The organism is Paenibacillus fonticola DSM 21315, assembly GCF_000381905.1.
Classification (GTDB): Bacteria; Bacillota; Bacilli; order Paenibacillales; family Paenibacillaceae; genus Fontibacillus; species Fontibacillus fonticola.
The window spans coordinates 14,130-35,179 of sequence record NZ_KB907274.1 but is presented as its reverse complement, the minus strand read 5'-3'; the positions used below and the strand labels follow the sequence as shown (position 1 = coordinate 35,179).

Genomic DNA, 21,050 nt, shown 5'->3' with positions numbered 1-21,050 from the left:
TCATAACTTAGAACGTGAACTTATGAATCAAAGGAAGTGTTTGATATGAAGGCAACTGAAGTGAATGCGAAAACGCCGACAGGTAAAGTGAATTGGGTGCTTTTTAATCCAAAAACCTATGCAACGATCCTCTATTTATTGCTATCTCTCCCGCTAGGAATTATCTATTTTACAGTAGCGATAACGGGGCTCGCTCTTTCAATTGCTTTAACTCCCATATTTATCGGAATACCCTTGTTTTTTGGAGTAGCTAAGCTTTTGGATGGGATTGTGAAATTTGAACAAAGCATGATTAGACAAATTTTAGGTTTGCCGATTGCTCCTGCTTCGTATACCTACAATCCACAGTCTGATGCTGGGCAGAACTGGTTTATGCGAATGGTGAGAGGTTTTGACGGTGGGCTATTTATTCAAAATCTGCTGCTGGTAATCATGAGATTTGTAACAGGCATCGTATTCTTTGTTATTATGGTAACTGCGATTTCACTAGGACTTGGGTTGATTGCCCTTCCCGTCGTGCATATTATTTTGATGAATGAAATGCAGCTGGATATTTTGGAACATAGTTTGTTTAGTTATTTTCATATCGATTGGACCTATAATCAGCAATATTTGTTTTACGTAGGCGTAGGAGTTGTACTTTTTTGGATCGCGCTTCGCGTCGTGAATGGACTCATGCAAGTTCAGCGCAGAATCATGTTTGTAGATGAGCCTTATCAAAGAGCACAGCCGACAATGCCATTGCAAGATCAAACCCAAGCTTCAGTTCAGTCGCCATATTATGAACCCCCGGTGGATCAACCCGCTCAAGAGTTCATGCAGCCAGTCTATAGAGAGCTTTAAATCAGGCATTGGGAGTGAATACCTGCAGAAGGACAATTAAATAGTAAAAAGAAAGAGGGGCTTGTGATTAAGCACCCTCTTTCTTTTTATGGGGGTATCACTTACTTGTTCCCAGCGAGTTCCGCTGTAATTGCGGAATCAAGGCAAAGCCGAAAGTGAATATCGGACTTAACCACAGGAATGCAGCGAATGGGGCATATTCAAGAACCGGAACTCCAAGGGTCGCAGCGAAAAAGGCTCCGCTGACGCCCCATGGAATCAGAGGGTTGACGAGTGTTCCGCAATCCTCCAAGGTTCGTGACAGGGTTTTGGCCGGAATTTGTCTACGGGTATACTCATCCTTAAACATTTGGCCCGGCAGCAGAATAGATAAATACTGCTCCCCTGTCATAGCGTTAACGGCGATCGATGATGCGCCCGTCATAAGAACAATGCTGCTGCGCCGTTTTAGCGGCTCAATCCATTTACGGAACAAGGCTTCGATAACTCCACAGTGCTGCAGCAATCCGCCTAATGATAAAGCAATCAGGATCAGGGACACCGACCACATCATCGATTGCAGGCCGCCTCGGTTCACGATCTCAGCTACAGTCTCATTCGCGATGGTACTGTTGTAACCGCCCTGCATCACACTGAACCAGCTGCCTGGCGAGGTTTGCTGTTGAACAAAGGCTGTTATCAATAGTCCAGTAACAATGCCTACTATTAATGTGGGAAGGATCGGTATACGCTTTGCGGAACATGCAATGACCGCAAGGGGTGACAGCAGCGTTAACCAGTGAAGATGAAACCCATTTTGCAATGACTCCTTGATAGACTGAATAGAGCTCAAATCAATAGACCCGTTTGTCGGGATCAGAAGAAATAATATCGTTGTGATAATTAACGCGGGCACCGTTGTATACATCATATTACGTATATGTGTAAATAAAGAGATGCCGGCCACTGCAGGCGCAAAATTCGTCGTATCGGACAGCGGAGACATTTTATCCCCAAAGCAGGCACCTGAGACAATTGCCCCCGCTGCCAGAGGAATTGAAATTCCCGTTGTCATGGCAATTCCCATCAAGGCGACACCGACCGTGCTGACTGTGGTGAACGAGCTGCCGGTGAACATCGATACAATGATGGTGACATATAACGCGCTCACTGCAAAATAATGCGGTTCAATATAATCCAGTCCATAATACAGTATGGTCGGGACGGTTCCGCTCATCATCCAAACAGCAATTAATATTCCAATAAGCGAAAGAATCAAGATCGGCATAATCGCGGATTGTATGCCTTGAATGATAGAGGATTCAAGCTTCTTCCAAGAAAATCCGTATAAGAATAATATGGCGGCAGTGCCGATCGTTGCGCCCAGAAGCGGGATATGAGGCTCTGCCTTGAATATAAAGATCGAAACAAACAGAAATGCAAGAATGAAAACGATAAGAATCATACTTTGTAAAAAACTAAGCTGTCGGTCCATGTGCTGGAACTCCTTATACATGAGGCTAGCGGTTGAAGATATGTGTCCCCATCCGCCCCTCTATCGCTATTTTACTTTTATGCTTTTGGGCTTTTTCGCATTGAAGCACGTAGGTACTATAAACGATAAGTTGAGATCGAGTCAATATTAAAAAATACATTCCATAATGTATCCCTGACCACTTCTGGTTGATCATAAGTGTCGAGGCATGTTATAAGTGTTAAAGATGTGGAATAGTTGACTTAAGAATAATGGACGAGAGTTTGATATCGTTTCTATATAATGAAAGGATTTGAGTTTGATTTGATGAATAATTTTTGGAGGGATCTGCCACGGCCCTTTTTTGTGCTTGCTCCAATGGAAGATGTGACCGATGTAGTGTTTCGTCATGTGGTGAGCAAAGCGGGCAGACCTGATGTGTTTTTTACAGAGTTCGCCAACACGGAGAGTTATTGTCACCCGGATGGGCACAAAAGTGTGCGTGGACGTTTGATGTTTACAGAAGATGAACAGCCTATGGTTGCTCATATTTGGGGAGATAAGCCCGAATATTTCCGTGAAATGAGTATCGGGATGGCAGAGCTCGGATTTAAAGGGATAGATATCAATATGGGCTGCCCTGTTCCTAATGTGGCATCGAGAGGGAAGGGGAGCGGCCTTATTCTTCGCCCTGATGTGGCAGCAGAAATTATCCAAGCCGCCAAAGCGGGAGGACTGCCTGTAAGTGTAAAAACAAGACTTGGATACGTGGAGATCGACGAGTGGCAGGGGTGGCTTACGCATGTATTAAAACAGGATATTGCAAACCTTTCTATTCATTTGCGAACAAGAAAGGAAATGAGCCAAGTGGATGCGCATTGGGAGTTGATTCCGGAAATTAAAGCAAAACGTGATGAAATTGCGCCAAACACGCTTCTAACCATTAACGGAGATATTCCTGACCGAGAAACAGGGCTAAAGCTTGCGGAGCAATACGGTGTAGATGGCATTATGATTGGGCGGGGAATATTCAGCAATCCGTTTGCTTTTGAAAAAGAACCCAAAGAGCATAGCCCGAAAGAATACCTGGACCTTCTAAAGCTGCATCTGGATCTTCATGATCAATATATCGAAGAGCTGCCACGTGCCATGTCAGGGCTTCAGCGCTTCTTCAAAGTTTATGTCAAAGGCTTCCGCGGAGCTAGTGAATTAAGGCATCGAATGATGAGCACCAAGTCAACGGATGAAGTGCGGGCACTGCTCGATAACTTTGAAAAGAATGTGGAAGTGAATTCTGATCAGTAGGACAATTGCTGAAAATATACGGCATAGAAGGGATGGTAAAATGTCAGAAGCAAAAGATGAGATCATTTTAAGAGGACTTAAAGAAAATAATCTCAAAAATATAGATTTAAACATACCCAAAGAAAAAATCGTCGTATTTACGGGTCTTTCAGGCTCAGGCAAGAGTTCGGTTGTATTTGATACATTAGCAACGGAAAGCAGAAGACAAATGACCTTGAACTATCCTCTCTATGTCAGAAATCAAATGCCAAGATATGAAAGACCTCAAGCCGATCTGATGCAAAACTTAAGCCCGGTTGTCGTTGTGGAACAAAGGCCTATAGGGGGCAATTCCCGCTCAACCGTCGGCACCTTTATGGATATCCATCCATTGATTAGACTTTTGTTCTCCAGAATAGGAGAGCCAGCCATAGGTTCTGCTAGTGATTTTTCGAGTCAGAGCTCCTTTGGCAGATGTCCGCAATGTGGTGGATTCGGGGAGGTCATTACACCCGACTTAAATAAGATGATCGATTACGATAAGTCGCTTCGAGATTATGCCGTGAAATTTAAGCCATTATCACCGTCTGGTTGGCAAGGCAGATGGATGATGACCGGCGGATTATTCAATCCGGAAAAACCCATTAAGGACTACTCCGAAGAAGAACGTCGCCTGCTGCTGTATGGACCCCCGGAAGGTGAAAAAGTCTTTGCGCCGTTCCACACGAAAAACGGGCCTCAACCCCATGAGTGGGACGGGTTACTGCCCAGATTTACGCGGCTCTACATCAATAGAGATGTCACTAAGCTCAAAGAAGTATCCCAAGATGACGTCTTGGCTGTGTCCACACATGCACTGTGCCCAACCTGTCAAGGTTCAGGCCTGAACCCCAAGGTGCTGGAATGTAAAATAAACGATTTGAATATAGCGGACTACGATCAATTAGAGCTGACAGAAATACTCGAGGAACTAAAGAACATCAAGGGCCCTATGGGAGCATCAATCGCACTCCAAGCGATTCCACTGATCCAACAACTCGTGGACATGGGACTAGGTTATTTAAGCCTTTCCAGAAAAATGGGCACTTTGTCCGGCGGCGAGGCGCAAAGAGTAAAAATCGCTCGTCATTTAGGGAGCAGTCTGAACAATATCACATATATTTTCGACGAACCCAGTGCAGGACTTCATCCAGAAGAAGTGGACATGTTAATACAGATGCTGCAAAGTATTAAAGAACAACATAATACTGTCATCGTCATTGAGCATGATCTGTCCGTCATTAAAGCAGCGGATGAAATCATTGAGATGGGGCCAGGAGCAGGAGTACATGGAGGAGAAGTGGTCTATCAAGGAAAATTGGAAGGACTACACAACTCTCCCGCTGCAACCATCCTAAACTACAGCCTCAACATAAACAAAAATCCAAGAGATATAAAAGGTCATTTCATAATAAAAAATGCAAGTCACAATAACTTAAAAAATATAAGCGTAAACATTCCTAAAAATGTCCTGGTCGCTATATGCGGCGTATCTGGATCAGGTAAAAGCTCCCTAATGCTGGAAGCATTCGCGGAAAGTTATCCAGAGACAATCATGGTAGGGCAAGGGAGTATAGGAATTTCTAGTCGTTCGACACTAGCTACCTATATGGGAATCATGGATGACATTCGCTCCATTTTTTCGAAGGAAACAGGACAACCAGCAGGTTTGTTCAGCTTTAATTCCTTAGGAGCATGTCCTGTCTGCGAAGGAAAAGGAGTGATGACGCCAGACGTTGCATTTGCAGATCCGGTGACGATCCCTTGTGAAGCATGTGCCGGTACGAGATATTCAGACGAGGCGTTGTCATACCAGTATCAAGATAAAAATATTGTAGAAATTTTAGGTTTAACGATCGATGAGGCGATGACCTATTTTCAAATGCCAAAGATCATCAAAAGAGTGAACACGCTAAAAGACGTAGGATTAGGGTATCTAACCTTAGGCCAGACGACAAGCTCGCTAAGCGGAGGAGAAATCCAACGTCTGAAACTGGCCAGCCACTTGCAAAAAGAAGGCCAGATCTACCTGCTGGACGAGCCATCCTTAGGACTGCATACGAAAGATAATGGCAAGCTCCTAGACGTATTTCAAACGCTTGTAAACAGAGGCAATTCCGTGATCATTATTGAACATAATCTAGATTTTATAGCGGCGAGCGACTGGGTCATCGAACTGGGGCCAGGAGGAGGGAAACAAGGAGGATATATTGTATTCGAGGGCAGACCAGGAGAGATGCTGTATGCAGAAACATCGACAGCGAAATGGTTAAAGTTGACCTCCAATTAGTTATCAAGGTCTTATGCACAGAGTATGCTGGAAATCCTATTACTGAAGATGCATTTGGGGTAAATGGTGGAGTCGGTGCACTGCTGATAAAGAATGATACAGAATGTTGTTAGAACCTTTAAATACTGGGCTTTAGTCTATAGAAAAGCATTAGCAATATCGGCTGTAAAGGGATTGAACAGTAGGAAGTCGCCTATTGCTCTGCCCATTCTATTCGAATATTCATATATAAATTCGCTCGGGAAGAGAAAATCTGTAAATATATATGAAAATTCATATATATTCGACCGTTTACCCGTAATTCGGCTTATTCTATTCGAAATATCGAATACATTTTCGAGGCATCCTCGAGGCAACATACTCAACATACTCATCATACTCGCTTTTTTTCGTCGGTTTTGTGTTAGAGTATTGAAGCAGTTGTTGTGCTGGAATGTGGCTCTTGTGCTTAATGCATGGAGCCTTTTTGCGTAGCTGAGGGGTATTGAGCCGTTCGGAACATGGGTGGCGTCATTGATTCAGGTGCTGCACTCATATTCTCGGAGCTTGCAACCAATCGATGATTCTGCAGCTCGATCAAGTAACGTTATCAATTATCCTGGAATCGAGCCAAATGAATTAATCCGGTTGCTATTTACGCTTATAGGTGGATTGTTAGCTACAGGAGGATACTTGATGGAGATTATTTCGTTGAAAAATAAAATGAATGGTTGCAGAGGCCAAAAATAATAAATCCCATTTTACTCCCACCCCTTCGGGGTGGGTTATTTGTTCCAGTGGGGCTTCGCTCGGGGGCTTCGCCCTGATTTTTAGATTATTTATTTAATGGAAACACATGTGGGTAAGGAAGCGTTATTCCCCGGTTCCATACGGTATCCTAACGAACCGCCCCGATTGCAATGAGCCATAACTACATAGCGAATTCCAAATTAAATGGTTACATAAATAATTTGTCGGAAAATGTCGTCGAAATAGTAGATCATTGTACCTGTTCGTGTTATATTAAACTGGAATTTATGAGATTAGAACTAGTGCGTTATACCTATATAGCTCTTCTGGAACAACAAACTTACTGAGAGTTAGTACTCAAAACAGCGAGTCTTTGCGGCAATGGTTAAGGCCGAGCTGGGTTGCCAATGAAGGTGGATCTTTAATAATAGAGTCAACTTTCTCAAACGTGGTTCTATTCTATTTAGAAAAAACAAAAGAAAAGAGGTGATTGGGAAAGATATTTACCCGAAGTTCTCTATCAAAGGGCAGAGAAGTCTATTTTTAATCATTTATCCTTTCACTCTTGTTCATGCACGAGTTATGCCCTATTTCAACTCGATAAATATTTTTCATTCAATTGTCCGATCAAGGAGAAAACAGTTAACTCCGGTGAGAGTCAATGGTGGAACAGGTTCGTAATTTGACGGGTGTAATCATTTTACAAAAAAACAACTAAGGAGTGCTTAACTTGTTCAGTAAATTAAAAATCAACAATCTTTCAATTAAAACGAAATTTTTGATGATAGCAATATTATTATTGATGCTCCCAAGTATCATTATCGGTTTTACAAATTACAATACTGCTAAGAATGCCTTAAATCAGGAAGGCAAAGTTCAACTTCAAAATGATGTTCGAATGATCCTTGGAATGATTGAAATGTTAAACGAGCAAGTAGAAGCAGGAAGCATCACATTGGAAGAAGCTCAAGAACGTGTAAAAGTCTATATGCTGGGGGAAATAGACGGAAGTGGGAAGCGCCCCATTGATATGAATATTACGATGGGGGAACATGGGTATTTCTTTGTGACGGATGAGAATGGTTTGAAATTAGCTCACCCTACTAATGAAGGAAAAACGATGTTGGATGCACAGGATGAAACTGGCTTTTATTTTGAGAAGGATATTATAGAAAAAGGAATGAATGGTGGAGGGTATACAACCTTTACTTTTTATCTTCCCAATGATCCTAACAGGTTAGCCCCCAAAATTACATACTCCGAAATGGATCCACATTGGAGGTGGATAATTTCTGCTGGCACTTATATGATGGATTTCAATAAAGGAGCCAATCAGGTTCTTACCAACCTTTTTATTACCATCGGGATCGCATTGATCGCTGGTTTTATTCTGGTTTATGTATTTACAAGCCGCATGATTAATCCCCTTCGAAAATTAACCACTCACGCTCAAAAAATCTCCACAGGGGATTTAACCACTGAAAAATTGGATATAAAGACCAACGATGAAGTGGGACAACTGGCTCAATCCATGAATCAAATGCAAGCGGATTTAAGAAGCATGATCAAAAGTATAGCGAATACATCCGAAGAATTAAACAGTCAAAGCGAAGAAGTGACCCAATCTGCCAATGAAGTAAGTGCAGGAGCTGAGCAAATTGCATCTACGATGCAAGAATTAACTGCTGGTGCAGAAGAACAAGCTAGCTCTGCAGTTTTGATTTCTACATTAATAGAAGAGTTAAATAAGAAAATTTCTCAGTCAAACCAAGATGGAGAAGCCTTAAAAGAAGTCTCGAAAAATGTTTATGAGCTGTCCAATGAAGGCAAAAAACAAATGGGTGCTTCCGTTAAGCAGATGAATGAAATTACAAGCTTAGTCACCGACTCCGTTAAAAAAGTCAAAGGATTGAACGAAAAATCACAGGAAATTTCGAAATTGATCGATGTCATTCAAGACATTGCGGAACAAACCAACTTGCTCGCCCTCAATGCGGCGATCGAGGCTGCCCGTGCAGGAGAGAATGGAAGAGGCTTCGCAGTCGTCGCCGCTGAAGTTCGGAAATTAGCAGAGCAAGTGGGGAATTCTGTGACAGAAATAACCGATATCATCGATACTGTTCAAAGAGAAACCGAAGTGGTAACCTATTCCTTGGAAGCTGGATATGAAACAGTGGAAAAAGGTAATCAACAAATCCAAACTAGTCGAGAGCATTTTGATTCTATCAACCATGCTATGTCAGAGATGCGTGATGGGATTGAGAATATTGCAACGAATTTAGCTGACATAGCCCAAAATAGTGATCAAGTCAGTAAAGCAGGAGAAAACATTGCAGCTACTTCTGAACAAGCGGCGGCAGGAATTGAACAAAGTGCTTCCAGCGCTCAACAGCAAAGTTCTTCCATGCACGGAATTTCCGGAAGTGCAGAGATGTTAGCGAAATTATCGGAAGAGTTGAGCGACTTGATTAAGCAGATGAAGATGTAGAAGAAATTGACATACTCCCTATAGCGGTCTTCATTCTATAACAAAATAACGATGGATTTTGAGTTCATGGAGGGAGCTTTTCCAGTTCCCTCCTGCTTACATTCACTGATACTGGCTGTAGCCGACCTACGATTCAATTCATATGTCTTTTTTTAAATAATAGTGTGTATGACCGCCTGCATTTTGAATTTCTCCATAAACTTCGAAACCTTGCTTTTTATAAAAATCTAATGCTTGAAAACTTAATGTATCAAGTTTTATGAAATCGCACGCTTTTTCTTTGGCAATTTTTTCAGCCTCATATAAAAGCTTTTTCCCATACCCTGACTTACGAAGCTGCTCATCAACAAACAAATACTGAACTTCCATCCAGTTCCAACATATTTGGCTTACTATTCCACCATAAATTTGACCTTCAGCATTTTTTAAATATAGATTTACCTCTTGATACCTACCTTTTAAATTATCAGGAAAATGCATTAAATTAAATTCAATCAATTTGTTTATTACATAGTTTTTATCAGCACTATTTAATTCATTTGAGATATACAGTTCCATTATTTTGCCACGCCCCTTATAAATCGAAATCAATTGATACCAAACTTATAACAACAACAACTTACCATATTATCCCCATATATTGGTGGTAAAGAATGGTTTAACCTGGATTTTCCCGTCTTTTATTATGTTTATTTTTACGGTGTGGAAAACAGAGTAAATTAACATTCGAAGAGGCATCATTTCTTAATACATGTAAGGTATCATTGCAATATCTTCCAGGTGTATAATTTTGGTAGACAAATTTAAAAGTAAATGGAGAATACGATAAATGATTAATGACTATAAAGAAAGAATTGATAGAGTAGTTAAATATATAGAGGACAATAGTAATCAAAAACTCAATCTCGATATATTGGCTGGTGTATCAAATTTTTCAAAATATCATTTTACAAGAATCTTTACATCCATAGTCGGTGTGACACCAGTCGCATTTGTAAATCGAGAGCGTTTACAAAAGGCTGTTTATTTGTTGGTTGAAACCAACAAGACCATTTTGGAAATATCGAATCAATGCGGTTTCGAATCGGTGTCAACCTTTAATGCTCTCTTTAAAAAACACTATAGTAAAACACCAAGTGACGTTAGAAATAACTTAAGGAAAAATAGCAATTTCTCATTACACTTGAGCAATAAGCAAGAAGAGTTATTTTCTCTACAGGATTACAATAGAAAAAAGGAAAATGGACTTTTAAAAAGGGCGTGGGAAAATATGATAACAATCAAACAACTTCCAGAACATGAAGTGGCGTACGTTAGACATGTCGGGAGTTATTTGGATACTCATGTTGCTTGGGATAAACTAGGACGTTGGGCAAGCCAACAGGGGCTTACCTCGGAAAATCAGCATTTTATCGGAATATCCTTGGATGATGGAAATCTCGTAGACGAATTTGCTTGTCGATACGACGCTTGTGTAACATTACCAAGTGGATTCGATAGACAGGAACATAAAATGCATGTGGAGTTCAAAACACTCCCTGGTGGAATGTATGCTTTATATTCATACTACGACACAATTGATAGATTTGTTCTGACCTATCAAAACGTATTTGGTTTATGGTTGCCGAATAGTGAGTATGATGCCGACGATAGATCATGCCTCGAGTTCTGCTTGAATGATCCTGCTAAGGATCAGGAAGGAAAATGTAAAGTTGATTTATATATACCGATCAAGAAGAGAATATAAATAATCGTAGGAAGGAAGATGATTATCGGGAACCCCAAGAAGAAATCTTAACCACTCTTCCAATGGACCATGGCTTTGATCGATTCCTGAATGAGCTGGAGTTTAAAGATTTTCCAATAAAAAAGAAATATGGAGCGGTGACGGAATGAACATAGAAGCAGTCTTTGATCATTTACCTATTCTAAAGTCGGATGATTTCGTATTGAAGAAGATTGAAGATCATCATCTTGAGGAAGTTTTTGAAATCTATAACAATGACAAAGTATTTGCATACTGCGGCATTATACCCAAACACAATAAAAATACTGTGAAAAACATGATTGGCCATTTTGAGAGAGATTATAATAAAAGGTCAAGGGTTAAGTGGGGGATATTCGCCAATCCTCAACCGGATCAGTTACTTGGGATTATTGAAGCTGTCGACTTTAATCAAAAAGTGAACATGGTGACAATTGGTTACTTTTTAGCGGAATCCCAATGGGGAAAAGGTATAGCCTCGGAAGCGGTGAAAATTTTGCTCCATTTTTTGTTTATGGAGGTCAACGTCAACAGAGTTCAGGCAGAAGTGATGCCACTCAATGAAAATTCTAAGAAGGTACTATTGAAAAATGGCTTCGTTAAAGAGGGAACGCTCCGACAAGCAACACTATGGGCTGGAAAAGGAATTGTCGATTTAGAAATATACAGTGTTTTAAAGGAAGACTATATAAAATAATGAAGAAAGCGAAACCCACTCAAGTATAAAATGATATTGACATAAATAAACAATTGATGGTATTTTTTGTTTTACTATGTTAAATTTATGGATTTATCTTATCTTGGAGGTGTTTAAAATGCTTGAGTATCAATTCGTAGAGGTTCCCATCGGGAAATCTAAAAAGTCGCTACAAAAGGCAGAAGCATCATATCGAGAAATAATAAGGAGTAAAGCCGGTGAAGGGTGGAGATTAGTTCAAATTTTTACTCCGGTGGGCGATGGCTTACTAGTCCCGGATCATTATGAAATTATTTTTGAAAAAAATGTTACTGCGGATAGCATTTGAAAACATCCGGATTCGGCGTACTCTTGATACTAACAAGCGATGACTCGTACTGGCTCAGAAAAGTAAACTAATTCATTGTGTTCACCTAGTTAGAATAATTGACATAGTAAAGCCGGATTCAAGGATGAATCCGGCTTGTTGCTTACGCTAGAATGACTTCATATACGGAACAACAAGGGATCGTAAGCTGTAATTCGTTATGGTGTATATCTATAGCTTCAACTGATTGAATAGTAACTTGTTCAGGATGTTCGAATGTATTATGGTCTGTAATAGCTCCTGTTAAATATCGTATATGAGCCTTAGTAACGTTTTTTTCTTTTACATAGCTATGCAAATCAACAGCTTCATTAGCGGATAAATTCACGATTGTAAGATGGATGCAGCCATCTTCTCTTTCTGATGCGCTCACGTGTAAATGAGGGAGTTGAGCTCCATGGATAGTCAAGTCATCTGCTTCAATATAAGTTTCTATTAAGGTGGCATTTTGATGCCCTTTATATAGGTCAAATACATGATAGGTTGGGGTAAGCACCATTTGGTCTCCCTCGGTTAAAATAAGAGACTGCAAGACATTGATCATTTGTGCAAGATTAGCCATTGAAACGCGATCACTATGTAAATTAAAAATGTTCAAGGTAAGGGCGGCTACAATCGCATCACGCATCGTGTTTTGTTGATATAAAAAAGCTGGATTGGTCCCTTCCTCAGCAAGATGCCAGGTGCCCCATTCATCAACGATTAGGGCTACGTTTTTATCTGGATCGTACTTATCCATAATACGTTTATGGCGCAATATTAATTCATCCATGAAATAAGCTCGGTCTAGCGTTCGATAATATTGATGCTCATCAAACACTGTAGAAGACGCTTTTACTTCCCATTTATATTTGTCCGTTTTGTAGTAGCCAGGCATCGTGTAGTAATGAAGTGAAATGCCGTCCATACGATGGTGGGCTAGCTTCATAACGGTTTCTGTCCAGTCTTGGTCATCTCCATCAGGTCCACAAGCCACTCTTTGGATTTTTTTCTGTCCATAATGACGGATAAAGCTTTCAAATTGTCGATAGAGATCAGCATAATATTCGGGACGCATATGCCCGCCGCATCCCCAATTCTCATTTCCTATCCCGATAAAATCTAATGTCCAGGGCTTAGTTCTATCGTTTTTGCGTCGTAGTTCGGTCAACTCGGATTCTCCATTGAACGTAACATATTCCACCCATTCACTAACTTCTCTCGGAGTCCCAGAGCCAACATTTGCCGCAATATAGGTTGCGCATCCAAGCTGTTCACATAAGTCGAAATATTCATGAGTACCAAAAGCGTTATTTTCGATCACACCGCCCCAACTGCTATTGATCATTTTTTTGCGTTGCTGACCAATGCCATCCCTCCAATTGTAGTATTCAGCAAAGCAGCCTCCAGGCCAACGAATGACAGGTACGTGAATATGTTTAAGCGCATTCAACACATCCGTTCGAATTCCTCGAGTATTAGGAATAGGACTGTCTTTTCCAACAAAGATTCCTTCATAAATGCCTCTTCCCAAATGCTCTGCAAAGTGTCCGTATATATTTCTGTTTATCACGGATCGTTTTCGATCTGCACGAATGTATAATATGGCCATTTCAATGACTTCCCTTCAAATAAATTTTACTAGTAAATCAATAGGCTTATTTGTATTATTACGGACGGTTGTTCATTAGAGAAAGTCATTTGGGAAGATGGTAAAGAAATGATAACGATATAAAGAAATGAAAGCATAGAAGGAAGGAATGGAGTAAAGAGATGATATTCAAGTAATAAATTGAAAATATACGAGTCATAGAAATTCAATTAAAATTTAAGATGTGTAAGTTGTTCATACTAAATAGAAAGAGGGTTTTAATGTGAAGAGAAAGATATCTTCAAAAGCAATACTACTTTTGATAATGCTCATGCTTACAACTGGGGTTTTATCGGCGTGCGGCTCTAAATCATCCGAGAAGGAAACAAATACGCCAAATCAAACGAATGCAAATAGCAATCAATCTAACAACAATGAAGCCGTTTCAGGAGATGCAGATCCATTCGGCAAGTACGAAACACCACTTACGATTCGATTTACACGAGATGTGGATAATGACATGCAAGACAATATTATTCCTAAAACACCCGGAGAAACCGTTGAAGACAACAGATGGTTGAAAGCGTTTTCTGAGAAACTAGGCATTAATGTTGTGTATGATTGGACAGTTAGTGTTGGAGATGCTTATACGCAAAAAATGAACGTAACCTTAACCTCTGGTGATTTACCAGATATGCTTCGCGTAACCCCAGCACAAATGAAGCAGCTTGCTGAAGCGGAAATGATTGAAGATTTGACGCCATATTGGGAGCAGTATGCTTCTGATGATCTAAAGGAGCTGTATGCTGAACAAGGAGCAGCAGTACTTAATTCCGCCTCTGTAAATGGGAAGATAATGGGGATTGGTAAGGCAGACGTTTACGGTGATGGCAATTACTTGTGGCTTCGCAAGGATTGGTTGGATAAGCTAGGGCTTGAAGAGCCAACCTCTATGCAGGATGTATTAAAAATTTCTGAAGCGTTTACAACACAGGATCCAGACGGTAACAATATGCATGACACGTATGGCCTAGCTTTAACCAAGGATCTATACGGTGGTGCAATGGGCTTGGAGGGATTTTTTGCAGGCTTTCATGCTTATCCGAATATGTGGATTGATGACGGTGCAGGCAAATTAGTTTGGGGAAGTACGCTTCCTGAAGTAAAGGAAGCTTTGAAAGCGCTATCTGACATGTATAAAGCCGGTCAGCTTGATAAAGAGTTTGGTGTTAAAGATGGCGGTAAAGTAGCTGAAAGTATTGCAGCTGGAAAAATCGGTATCGATTATGGTGCACAGTGGAATCCAATGTATCCGCTAATCAGCAATTATCAAAATGATCCAGGCGCGAACTGGGTAGGTTATTCGCTTGTTTCTGTTGACGATAAACCAGCACTTTCTCCACAAAAATTCCAAGCAGACAGCTATTGGGTAGTAAGAAAGGGATTTTCTAATCCTGAAGCGCTTATCAAAATGTTTAATTTGCATGTGGAGCTTAACTGGGGTGAATCAGGAGATTTTGACTATTATTACATGCCAGCAGCTAATGATAGTGTAGGGGTATGGAAGTATTCCCCAGTACAGCCTGCCTCAGCATTTAAAAACATTCGAGCTTTCCAAGAGATCGAAATGGCAAGAAAAAATAATAGCTTTGACAAGTTAACAGGTGAGGCATTAGCTATTTATCGCAATATTACATCGTTCGAAAATGGGGATACGTCTCAATGGGGTTGGCCAAAAATCTATGGAGCAGAAGGCGTCTACAAACATGGGGTTAACTATATGGAGAATAATCTATTCATGTATGAAGGGTTTGCTGGTCCACCTACAGAAACAATGGCTGAAAGAAAATCTACATTAGAGGCTTTGGAAAAGGAAACTTTTGTAAAGATCATTATGGGAGCCATTTCAATAGATGATTTCGATACATTTGTTGAAAACTGGTATAAGGTCGGCGGAACCGACATTACCAATGAAGTCAATGAATGGTATGCATTAACTAAATAAAAAGCTATGGAAAGCAAGGTTCATCCTTGCTTTCCATCTTCTTAATCCATAGGAGAAGGTGATTGAGCTGAATATAAAAAAGTTAAAAAAGGAATTGCCATTAAATCTCATGATCTTACCAGGATTTATATTCATCATTCTATTTAGCTATGTTCCTATGGCTGGCATTATCATAGCGTTTCAGCGATTTATTCCAGCTAAAAAGCTTTTTGGTGATCAACAATGGGTCGGGTTTAAAAATTTTAAATATGTGATGGATCTGCCTAATTTTTACAATATTTTATGGAATACCTTTTTTATTGCGTCTATGAAGGTCATATTGGGCTTAATTGTTCCCATTGTTATTGCGTTGCTTTTAAATGAAATGAAGCATGTACTATTGAAACGCGGCATTCAAACAGCGATATACTTACCACACTTTCTTTCATGGGTCGTATTAGGAGGCATCTTTATAGATATGCTGTCACCTACAGATGGCCTTTTGAATACATTTTTAAATAAGCTTGGCATGGAATCTATATTCTTTTTGGGCGACAATAAGTGGTTCCCGTATACGATGATCATAACGGATACGTGGAAGGAATTTGGTTACGGAACGATTATCTATCTTGCAGCGTTAACCGGAGTTAATCCAAATTTGTATGAGGCAGCTCAACTTGATGGGGCTAATCGATGGAAACAGACGATTCATATTAGTTTGCCTGGAATTCAGATGGTCGTTGCATTATTAATGGTATTGAGCTTAGGAAACTTATTGAATGCAGGTTTCGATCAGATTTTTAATATGTACAGCCCCATGGTATATGAGAGTGGAGATATACTAGATACGTTCGTTTATCGGATTGGTCTATTAGATGCGCAGTTCGGCGTAGCAACAGCAGTCGGGTTGTTTAAATCTGTCATTGCGCTAGTATTAGTCTCATCATCATACTATTTTGCTTATAAATTTGCCGATTATAGAATATTTTAGGAGGTGCAGGAATGAGAATCAAAAAAAAACTAGACTGGTTTATTGTCATTAACAATATATTTCTCATTTTGGTCGCTGCGATCTGTGTGCTGCCGATGATTCATATTTTAGCGATTTCATTATCATCCAGTGCAGTTGCAGCTACCGGTACGGTAACCTTTTGGCCTAAAGAATTTTCATTAACCTCTTATGAATTTGTTGCTCAACGCAAAGCGTTTTGGGATTCTATGCTGATATCATTACAGCGTATCGCCCTCGGTGGTGCAATTAATGTATTGTTAGCTACAACTATTGCGTATCCGTTATCTAAGGAAAAGCAAGAATTTAGCTTTCGAACCTTTTACGCATGGACATTTTTCATTACGATGATTTTTGGTGCGGGTTTAATCCCAACCTACATGCTAGTTAAGGAGCTCGGGCTGATCGATACGATTTGGGCATTAATCTTACCCGGTGCTGTACCTGTATTTAGTGTAATTATCCTATTGAATTTCTTTAGAATTACACCGAAGGAATTAAGTGAATCTGCATTTATTGATGGTGCAGGTCATTGGAGAACACTTTGGAGCATTTATATTCCTGTGTCAATGCCGGCTATTGCAACGATTTTATTATTTTCTTTGGTTGGTCACTGGAATAGCTGGTTTGATGGTTTAATTTATATGAACAATCCAAGCAATTACCCTTTGCAAAGCTATATCCAAACAGTCGTCGTACAGAAATCATTTACAACATTAACGCCTGAAGAAGCTAAGGTTATGGCTAAAATCTCCGATAAAACATTGAAGTCGGCCCAAATCTTTTTAGGTGCCTTGCCAATTATTTGCGTATATCCATTTTTGCAGAAGTATTTCGTAAAAGGTATGGTTCTTGGTAGTGTCAAGGGCTAGTGATATAATGTTTATCTTATTTATTGCTCTATGCTATGATTAATAAAAAAATAATATGTTGCGATAGAGTTTTTGTTAGAATGTATTAAAAGGTTTGGTATAAAGGAGGGAGTGACGATTAAATCCAGCATATTTGTTAAATTAATTGCTACATTTTTAGCTGCGATCTTGGTCATTGCTTCCTTAGGGATCTATATGTACAACTGGAGCTTGAAAACGGTTAAAGATGAAATTTTCAAATCAACGACAGCCCAGGTGACCTTTTATCTGGAGGGTCTAGAGGCAGAAATAGATCGTATAAAAATATTACAATATGATGTATTGAACGATGAGGACTTAAATAAACTTGCGATTAGATACTCCATTATGGATGAATATGAAACGATGGAAAGTATGAGGAAATTACATCATCGTTTAGTATCCATTCATAACAGTAATGCGTATATTTCAAATGTGAGTGCACATATTTACCCAATACAAAAAACGATTTCCTCGAAAAAATCCGTAAACGTTTTGGATACCGATAAGTTCGAAACATTAAGAATACCTGAGGGGATGAAGGGTGCTCAATTATTAATGTATAATGGCAGCCTTCATCTAACAACGTTTTTAACCGGAAATATGGGGTTAAGCCCCTTATATATGATCGAAATCGAATTAAATACATCGGTATTTCGCGAAGCTTTAAAACAGTTTGATACCTATCCAGATAGCAGATCCATTTTGTTAGACATAACGAATGGATTAACGATTCATAGTGATGAGGATCAATTATTTGATGAAGTCGTTAATTCATTCACAAGAGATGAAAGCGTTATCAAAATTGGTGAAGTCATGAGCTACGGTGATGCCTTCATCATTGCAGAGAAATCTGAGTACTTAAATATGGTGTTATTTAGATTCATACCCAAAGATGTTGTTTTGGTTCCGACAAAAGAATTTTATGTATGGCTATGGGTATTTACTGGTGCAGTGCTCGTCCTTGTCGTTTTTATTTATGCTTATACCTATAAATTAATTCAACGTCCTATGAAGGAGCTTGTCAAATCGTTCCGTAGTGTTGAAAAAGGCAATTTCAATGTCAAAATGGAAGTGAACCAAAACAATGAATTTGATTACTTAAACAAAGGCTTTAATTCTATGGTTCAAAATGTATCGAATTTAATCGATCAAGTGTATAAACACAAAATTCTAGAACAAAAAGCTGAATTAAAGCATCTTCAATCTCAAATTAGTCCCCACTTCTTATATAATAGCTTTTTTTTAATAAATACTATGGCGAAAGTAAAGGACGAGAACTTAATTCCTTTCACAAAGCTATTAGGGGAGTATTTTCAGTTTATTACAAAAAATGATGCTGATTCTATTCCTTTATATGAGGAAATCGAACATGCGCGAACGTATACGGATATCCAGCTAATGCGTTACCCGAGTAAATTATCAGTTGATTTTGAAAGTTGTCCTGTTCAATTTAAGGAGATGAAAGTCCCAAGATTAATTGTCCAACCCATTATTGAAAATGCATTTAAATATGCGGTCGAGCATTCAAAGGGACCGGCTACTATTTTAGTTTATTTTCAATTGATTGAACATAAATTAACGATAGTTGTTGAGGATAATGGAAAACAATTAACAGATGAAAAACTACAGGATTTACAAAAGCAGTTCATTCAGGTGCATAGCAGTGAATCATCTGGGTTGAACAATATACATCGAAGAGTACAGTTGATCTATGGTGAAGATTATGGATTGCAAGTAGAGAGAAGTGGACTGGGTGGATTAAAAGTCAAATTACAAATTAATCCTAAAATGAGGGAATAGCCATGTTAAGACTTTTAATTGTTGATAACGAAGAAATCATAGTTAATCATCTATTTGAAGTTTTTAGAGGGATGGAGCACTTAGCACTAGATGTGTATAAAGCTTATAGCGGTGAAGAAGCGATTGAATGGCTGCATCGAACACGTATGGATATTGTTCTAACGGATATTGATATGCCGAATATAAATGGTTTGCAACTAATGGATGAAATATTTAAGCAGTGGCCACAATGTAAAATCATTTTTTTAACAGGCCATAGTGAATTTAGTTATATTTATAAGGCGATCCAACATCCTGATGTAAGCTATATTCTTAAGATTGAGGATATTGATAAGGTCATACAGGTTGTAGAGGATACCGTGTCCAAAATTCGAAAAGAAATCAAGACGGGAGATTTAATACGAGAAGCCAAAGAAAAAATTCATATGGCATTAGAACTGTTTCAAGAAGGTTATTTGCTCGGTTTGTTAAAGGGAGATTCGGTTGTACAAGCGACAAAGGAACAGTTTGATCAGCTCTCATTACCGATTACTGTAGATGTTCCCGTTATTCTTGTTGTAGGAAAATTAGATCTTACGATTGAGGAAAATAACTATCTGCAAAAAATTCAGCAAGTGTATTCCGTACGGCAAATCATTAAGAGATATCTTTCTTATAATTTAAAAAGTGTCATTATTTTGGATGAGACTTTTAAGTTTTCGATCCTTATTCAACCGAAGGAATTTGAAAATAGTACGGTGATGGGGGATTACGAGCAGACGTTGCATTACTTAAAAGGAATGCTGGAATCCATTCAGCAAAGCTGTCAAGATAAGCTGAATCATGCCATTAGCTTCACTGTAGGAAGTAAGCCAACGCAATGGAATGATGTAGCTAAGCAATATGCGGCCTTACATTCGCTATTGAATTACCGAATTGGCACGGAGGATACCATATTATTAGTAGATAATGAAGTGGATCAAAACGAGCTGCCAGAGGTCAGTACGGAATGTATTGACGATGCAGAATATGAAGCAGAGCAAAAATTACTAGCACTAGCTACATCAAGTATGTTTACTTTTCTGGAGCAATACTTAGAATCGGGACAGAGAGAAAAGTATTTTGAAGAGTTGGAAAAAATTTTACAGCCATTAAGCTATGTGCAAAATAAAAATAATTTAGTCGCTCAGCAAGTATACTGTTCTATTTCTATGTATTTATTATCATATATGAATCGGTGGGGATTACGCGATAAAGTTAAATTAGGAGAAATCCGACTGGTGAACACTTCTAATTTTTATAGTTGGGCCGATGCCGCTGCTTACATCAGAAAGTTATCGGTATGTTTTTTTGATTTGCAGAAAATAGAACAGAAAAGAAGAGCCGATAATGTGATCTCGTTTATACAAGATTTTATCGTTGCACATCTTGGAGAAGATTTGTCTCTAGTTAGATTGTCGGAACAGGTGTACTTAAATCCATCTTATTTATCAAGAATTTTTAAACAAGAAACGAAAAAAAACTTAACTGAATTTATTGATGCAGTCAGAATACAAAGAGCCAAGGAATTGTTAGTCAACGAAAACATCAAAATAAATGAAATTGCAAGACAAGTCGGCTATGAGACGGCTACCTCTTTTACGAGATTCTTCAAGAGTTCAACAGGCTGCTCGCCACAAGAGTATAGAGATTCCCAAGTGATAAGAGCTAAATCAAGTTGTTGTAAACAATAGGATGGAACAATGCTCCCAAGAAATATTTTGTGTTGTCCATCCACACTACGAGATATGTGATAGCGGGATAATAGATACATCAGATACAATGTTGCTTCGCGAAAGATCGGAAAATTTGAGGAATGCA

Annotated in this window: 15 protein-coding genes; 12 read left to right on the top strand and 3 right to left on the bottom strand. The window is 39.2% G+C overall.

Annotated elements, in window-relative coordinates; all coding sequences use genetic code 11:
* Positions 1–45 precede the first annotated feature (45 nt).
* Positions 46–843, top strand: a complete 798-nt coding sequence (locus G358_RS0124070) for a sensor domain-containing protein (RefSeq protein ID WP_019639823.1) — start codon at positions 46–48, stop codon at positions 841–843.
* 97 nt (positions 844–940) lie between these two features.
* Here G358_RS0124070 and nhaC read toward each other — a convergent pair whose 3' ends face one another.
* Positions 941–2,317, bottom strand: coding sequence for a Na+/H+ antiporter NhaC (gene nhaC / locus G358_RS0124065; RefSeq protein ID WP_019639822.1), 1,377 nt, complete (start codon positions 2,315–2,317; stop codon positions 941–943).
* Between the two features lie 282 nt (positions 2,318–2,599).
* On the opposite strand from nhaC, the gene G358_RS0124060 reads away from it, so the two are divergent.
* The 3 genes from G358_RS0124060 (at position 2,600) to G358_RS0124050 (ending at position 9,126) form a co-directional block, all read left to right on the top strand.
* Complete coding sequence (locus G358_RS0124060; RefSeq protein WP_026342444.1) at positions 2,600–3,601, top strand: tRNA dihydrouridine synthase; 1,002 nt, start codon at positions 2,600–2,602, stop codon at positions 3,599–3,601.
* Positions 3,602–3,641: 40 nt separating this feature from the next.
* Positions 3,642–5,909, top strand: coding sequence for an ATP-binding cassette domain-containing protein (locus G358_RS0124055; protein ID WP_019639820.1), 2,268 nt, complete (start codon positions 3,642–3,644; stop codon positions 5,907–5,909).
* A gap of 1,459 nt (positions 5,910–7,368) precedes the next feature.
* The gene (locus G358_RS0124050; protein ID WP_019639819.1) at positions 7,369–9,126 is read left to right on the top strand and encodes a methyl-accepting chemotaxis protein; all 1,758 of its coding nucleotides are present in this window, start codon (positions 7,369–7,371) and stop codon (positions 9,124–9,126) included.
* A gap of 138 nt (positions 9,127–9,264) precedes the next feature.
* On the opposite strand, the gene G358_RS0124045 is transcribed toward G358_RS0124050, so the two are convergent.
* Positions 9,265–9,684, bottom strand: a complete 420-nt coding sequence (locus tag G358_RS0124045) for a GNAT family N-acetyltransferase (RefSeq protein ID WP_019639818.1) — start codon at positions 9,682–9,684, stop codon at positions 9,265–9,267.
* Between the two features lie 271 nt (positions 9,685–9,955).
* On the opposite strand from G358_RS0124045, the gene G358_RS30790 reads away from it, so the two are divergent.
* The 3 genes from G358_RS30790 (at position 9,956) to G358_RS0124030 (ending at position 11,916) form a co-directional block, all read left to right on the top strand.
* Positions 9,956–10,873 (top strand): AraC family transcriptional regulator, encoded by a 918-nt coding sequence (locus G358_RS30790; RefSeq protein WP_019639817.1) that lies wholly within the window; start codon positions 9,956–9,958, stop codon positions 10,871–10,873.
* 145 nt (positions 10,874–11,018) lie between these two features.
* A complete protein-coding gene (locus tag G358_RS0124035) occupies positions 11,019–11,588 on the top strand; it encodes a GNAT family N-acetyltransferase (RefSeq protein WP_019639816.1) in 570 nt (189 codons plus the stop codon).
* Positions 11,589–11,706: 118 nt separating this feature from the next.
* The gene (locus G358_RS0124030) at positions 11,707–11,916 is read left to right on the top strand and encodes a DUF4177 domain-containing protein (RefSeq protein ID WP_019639815.1); all 210 of its coding nucleotides are present in this window, start codon (positions 11,707–11,709) and stop codon (positions 11,914–11,916) included.
* 142 nt (positions 11,917–12,058) lie between these two features.
* On the opposite strand, the gene G358_RS0124025 is transcribed toward G358_RS0124030, so the two are convergent.
* A complete protein-coding gene (locus G358_RS0124025; RefSeq protein WP_019639814.1) occupies positions 12,059–13,546 on the bottom strand; it encodes an alpha-N-arabinofuranosidase in 1,488 nt (495 codons plus the stop codon).
* 262 nt (positions 13,547–13,808) lie between these two features.
* Between G358_RS0124025 and G358_RS0124020 the strand changes: the two genes are divergently transcribed.
* The 5 genes from G358_RS0124020 to G358_RS0124000 all read left to right on the top strand — a co-directional run bounded on the left by G358_RS0124020 (position 13,809) and on the right by G358_RS0124000 (position 20,923).
* Complete coding sequence (locus G358_RS0124020) at positions 13,809–15,530, top strand: extracellular solute-binding protein (protein WP_026342442.1); 1,722 nt, start codon at positions 13,809–13,811, stop codon at positions 15,528–15,530.
* Positions 15,531–15,639: 109 nt separating this feature from the next.
* Entirely contained in the window at positions 15,640–16,500 is an 861-nt protein-coding gene (locus G358_RS0124015) for an ABC transporter permease (protein WP_051107728.1), read from the top strand.
* A gap of 11 nt (positions 16,501–16,511) precedes the next feature.
* Entirely contained in the window at positions 16,512–17,390 is an 879-nt protein-coding gene (locus G358_RS0124010) for a carbohydrate ABC transporter permease (RefSeq protein ID WP_019639811.1), read from the top strand.
* A gap of 111 nt (positions 17,391–17,501) precedes the next feature.
* Positions 17,502–19,211, top strand: a complete 1,710-nt coding sequence (locus G358_RS0124005; RefSeq protein ID WP_019639810.1) for a sensor histidine kinase — start codon at positions 17,502–17,504, stop codon at positions 19,209–19,211.
* 2 nt (positions 19,212–19,213) lie between these two features.
* Positions 19,214–20,923 carry a response regulator transcription factor gene (locus tag G358_RS0124000; protein ID WP_019639809.1) on the top strand — a complete coding sequence of 570 codons (1,710 nt, stop codon included), beginning with the start codon at positions 19,214–19,216 and terminating at the stop codon, positions 20,921–20,923.
* Positions 20,924–21,050 lie beyond the last annotated feature (127 nt).

Coding starts and splice junctions, on each gene's coding strand:
- G358_RS0124070 (WP_019639823.1), top strand. CDS start 46: ATGAAGGCAACTGAAGTGAATGCGAAAACGCCGACAGGTAAAGTGAAT.
- nhaC (WP_019639822.1), bottom strand. CDS start 2,317: ATGGACCGACAGCTTAGTTTTTTACAAAGTATGATTCTTATCGTTTTC.
- G358_RS0124060 (WP_026342444.1), top strand. CDS start 2,600: ATGAAAGGATTTGAGTTTGATTTGATGAATAATTTTTGGAGGGATCTG.
- G358_RS0124055 (WP_019639820.1), top strand. CDS start 3,642: ATGTCAGAAGCAAAAGATGAGATCATTTTAAGAGGACTTAAAGAAAAT.
- G358_RS0124045 (WP_019639818.1), bottom strand. CDS start 9,684: ATGGAACTGTATATCTCAAATGAATTAAATAGTGCTGATAAAAACTAT.
- G358_RS30790 (WP_019639817.1), top strand. CDS start 9,956: ATGATTAATGACTATAAAGAAAGAATTGATAGAGTAGTTAAATATATA.
- G358_RS0124035 (WP_019639816.1), top strand. CDS start 11,019: ATGAACATAGAAGCAGTCTTTGATCATTTACCTATTCTAAAGTCGGAT.
- G358_RS0124030 (WP_019639815.1), top strand. CDS start 11,707: ATGCTTGAGTATCAATTCGTAGAGGTTCCCATCGGGAAATCTAAAAAG.
- G358_RS0124025 (WP_019639814.1), bottom strand. CDS start 13,546: ATGGCCATATTATACATTCGTGCAGATCGAAAACGATCCGTGATAAAC.
- G358_RS0124015 (WP_051107728.1), top strand. CDS start 15,640: ATGATCTTACCAGGATTTATATTCATCATTCTATTTAGCTATGTTCCT.
- G358_RS0124010 (WP_019639811.1), top strand. CDS start 16,512: ATGAGAATCAAAAAAAAACTAGACTGGTTTATTGTCATTAACAATATA.
- G358_RS0124000 (WP_019639809.1), top strand. CDS start 19,214: ATGTTAAGACTTTTAATTGTTGATAACGAAGAAATCATAGTTAATCAT.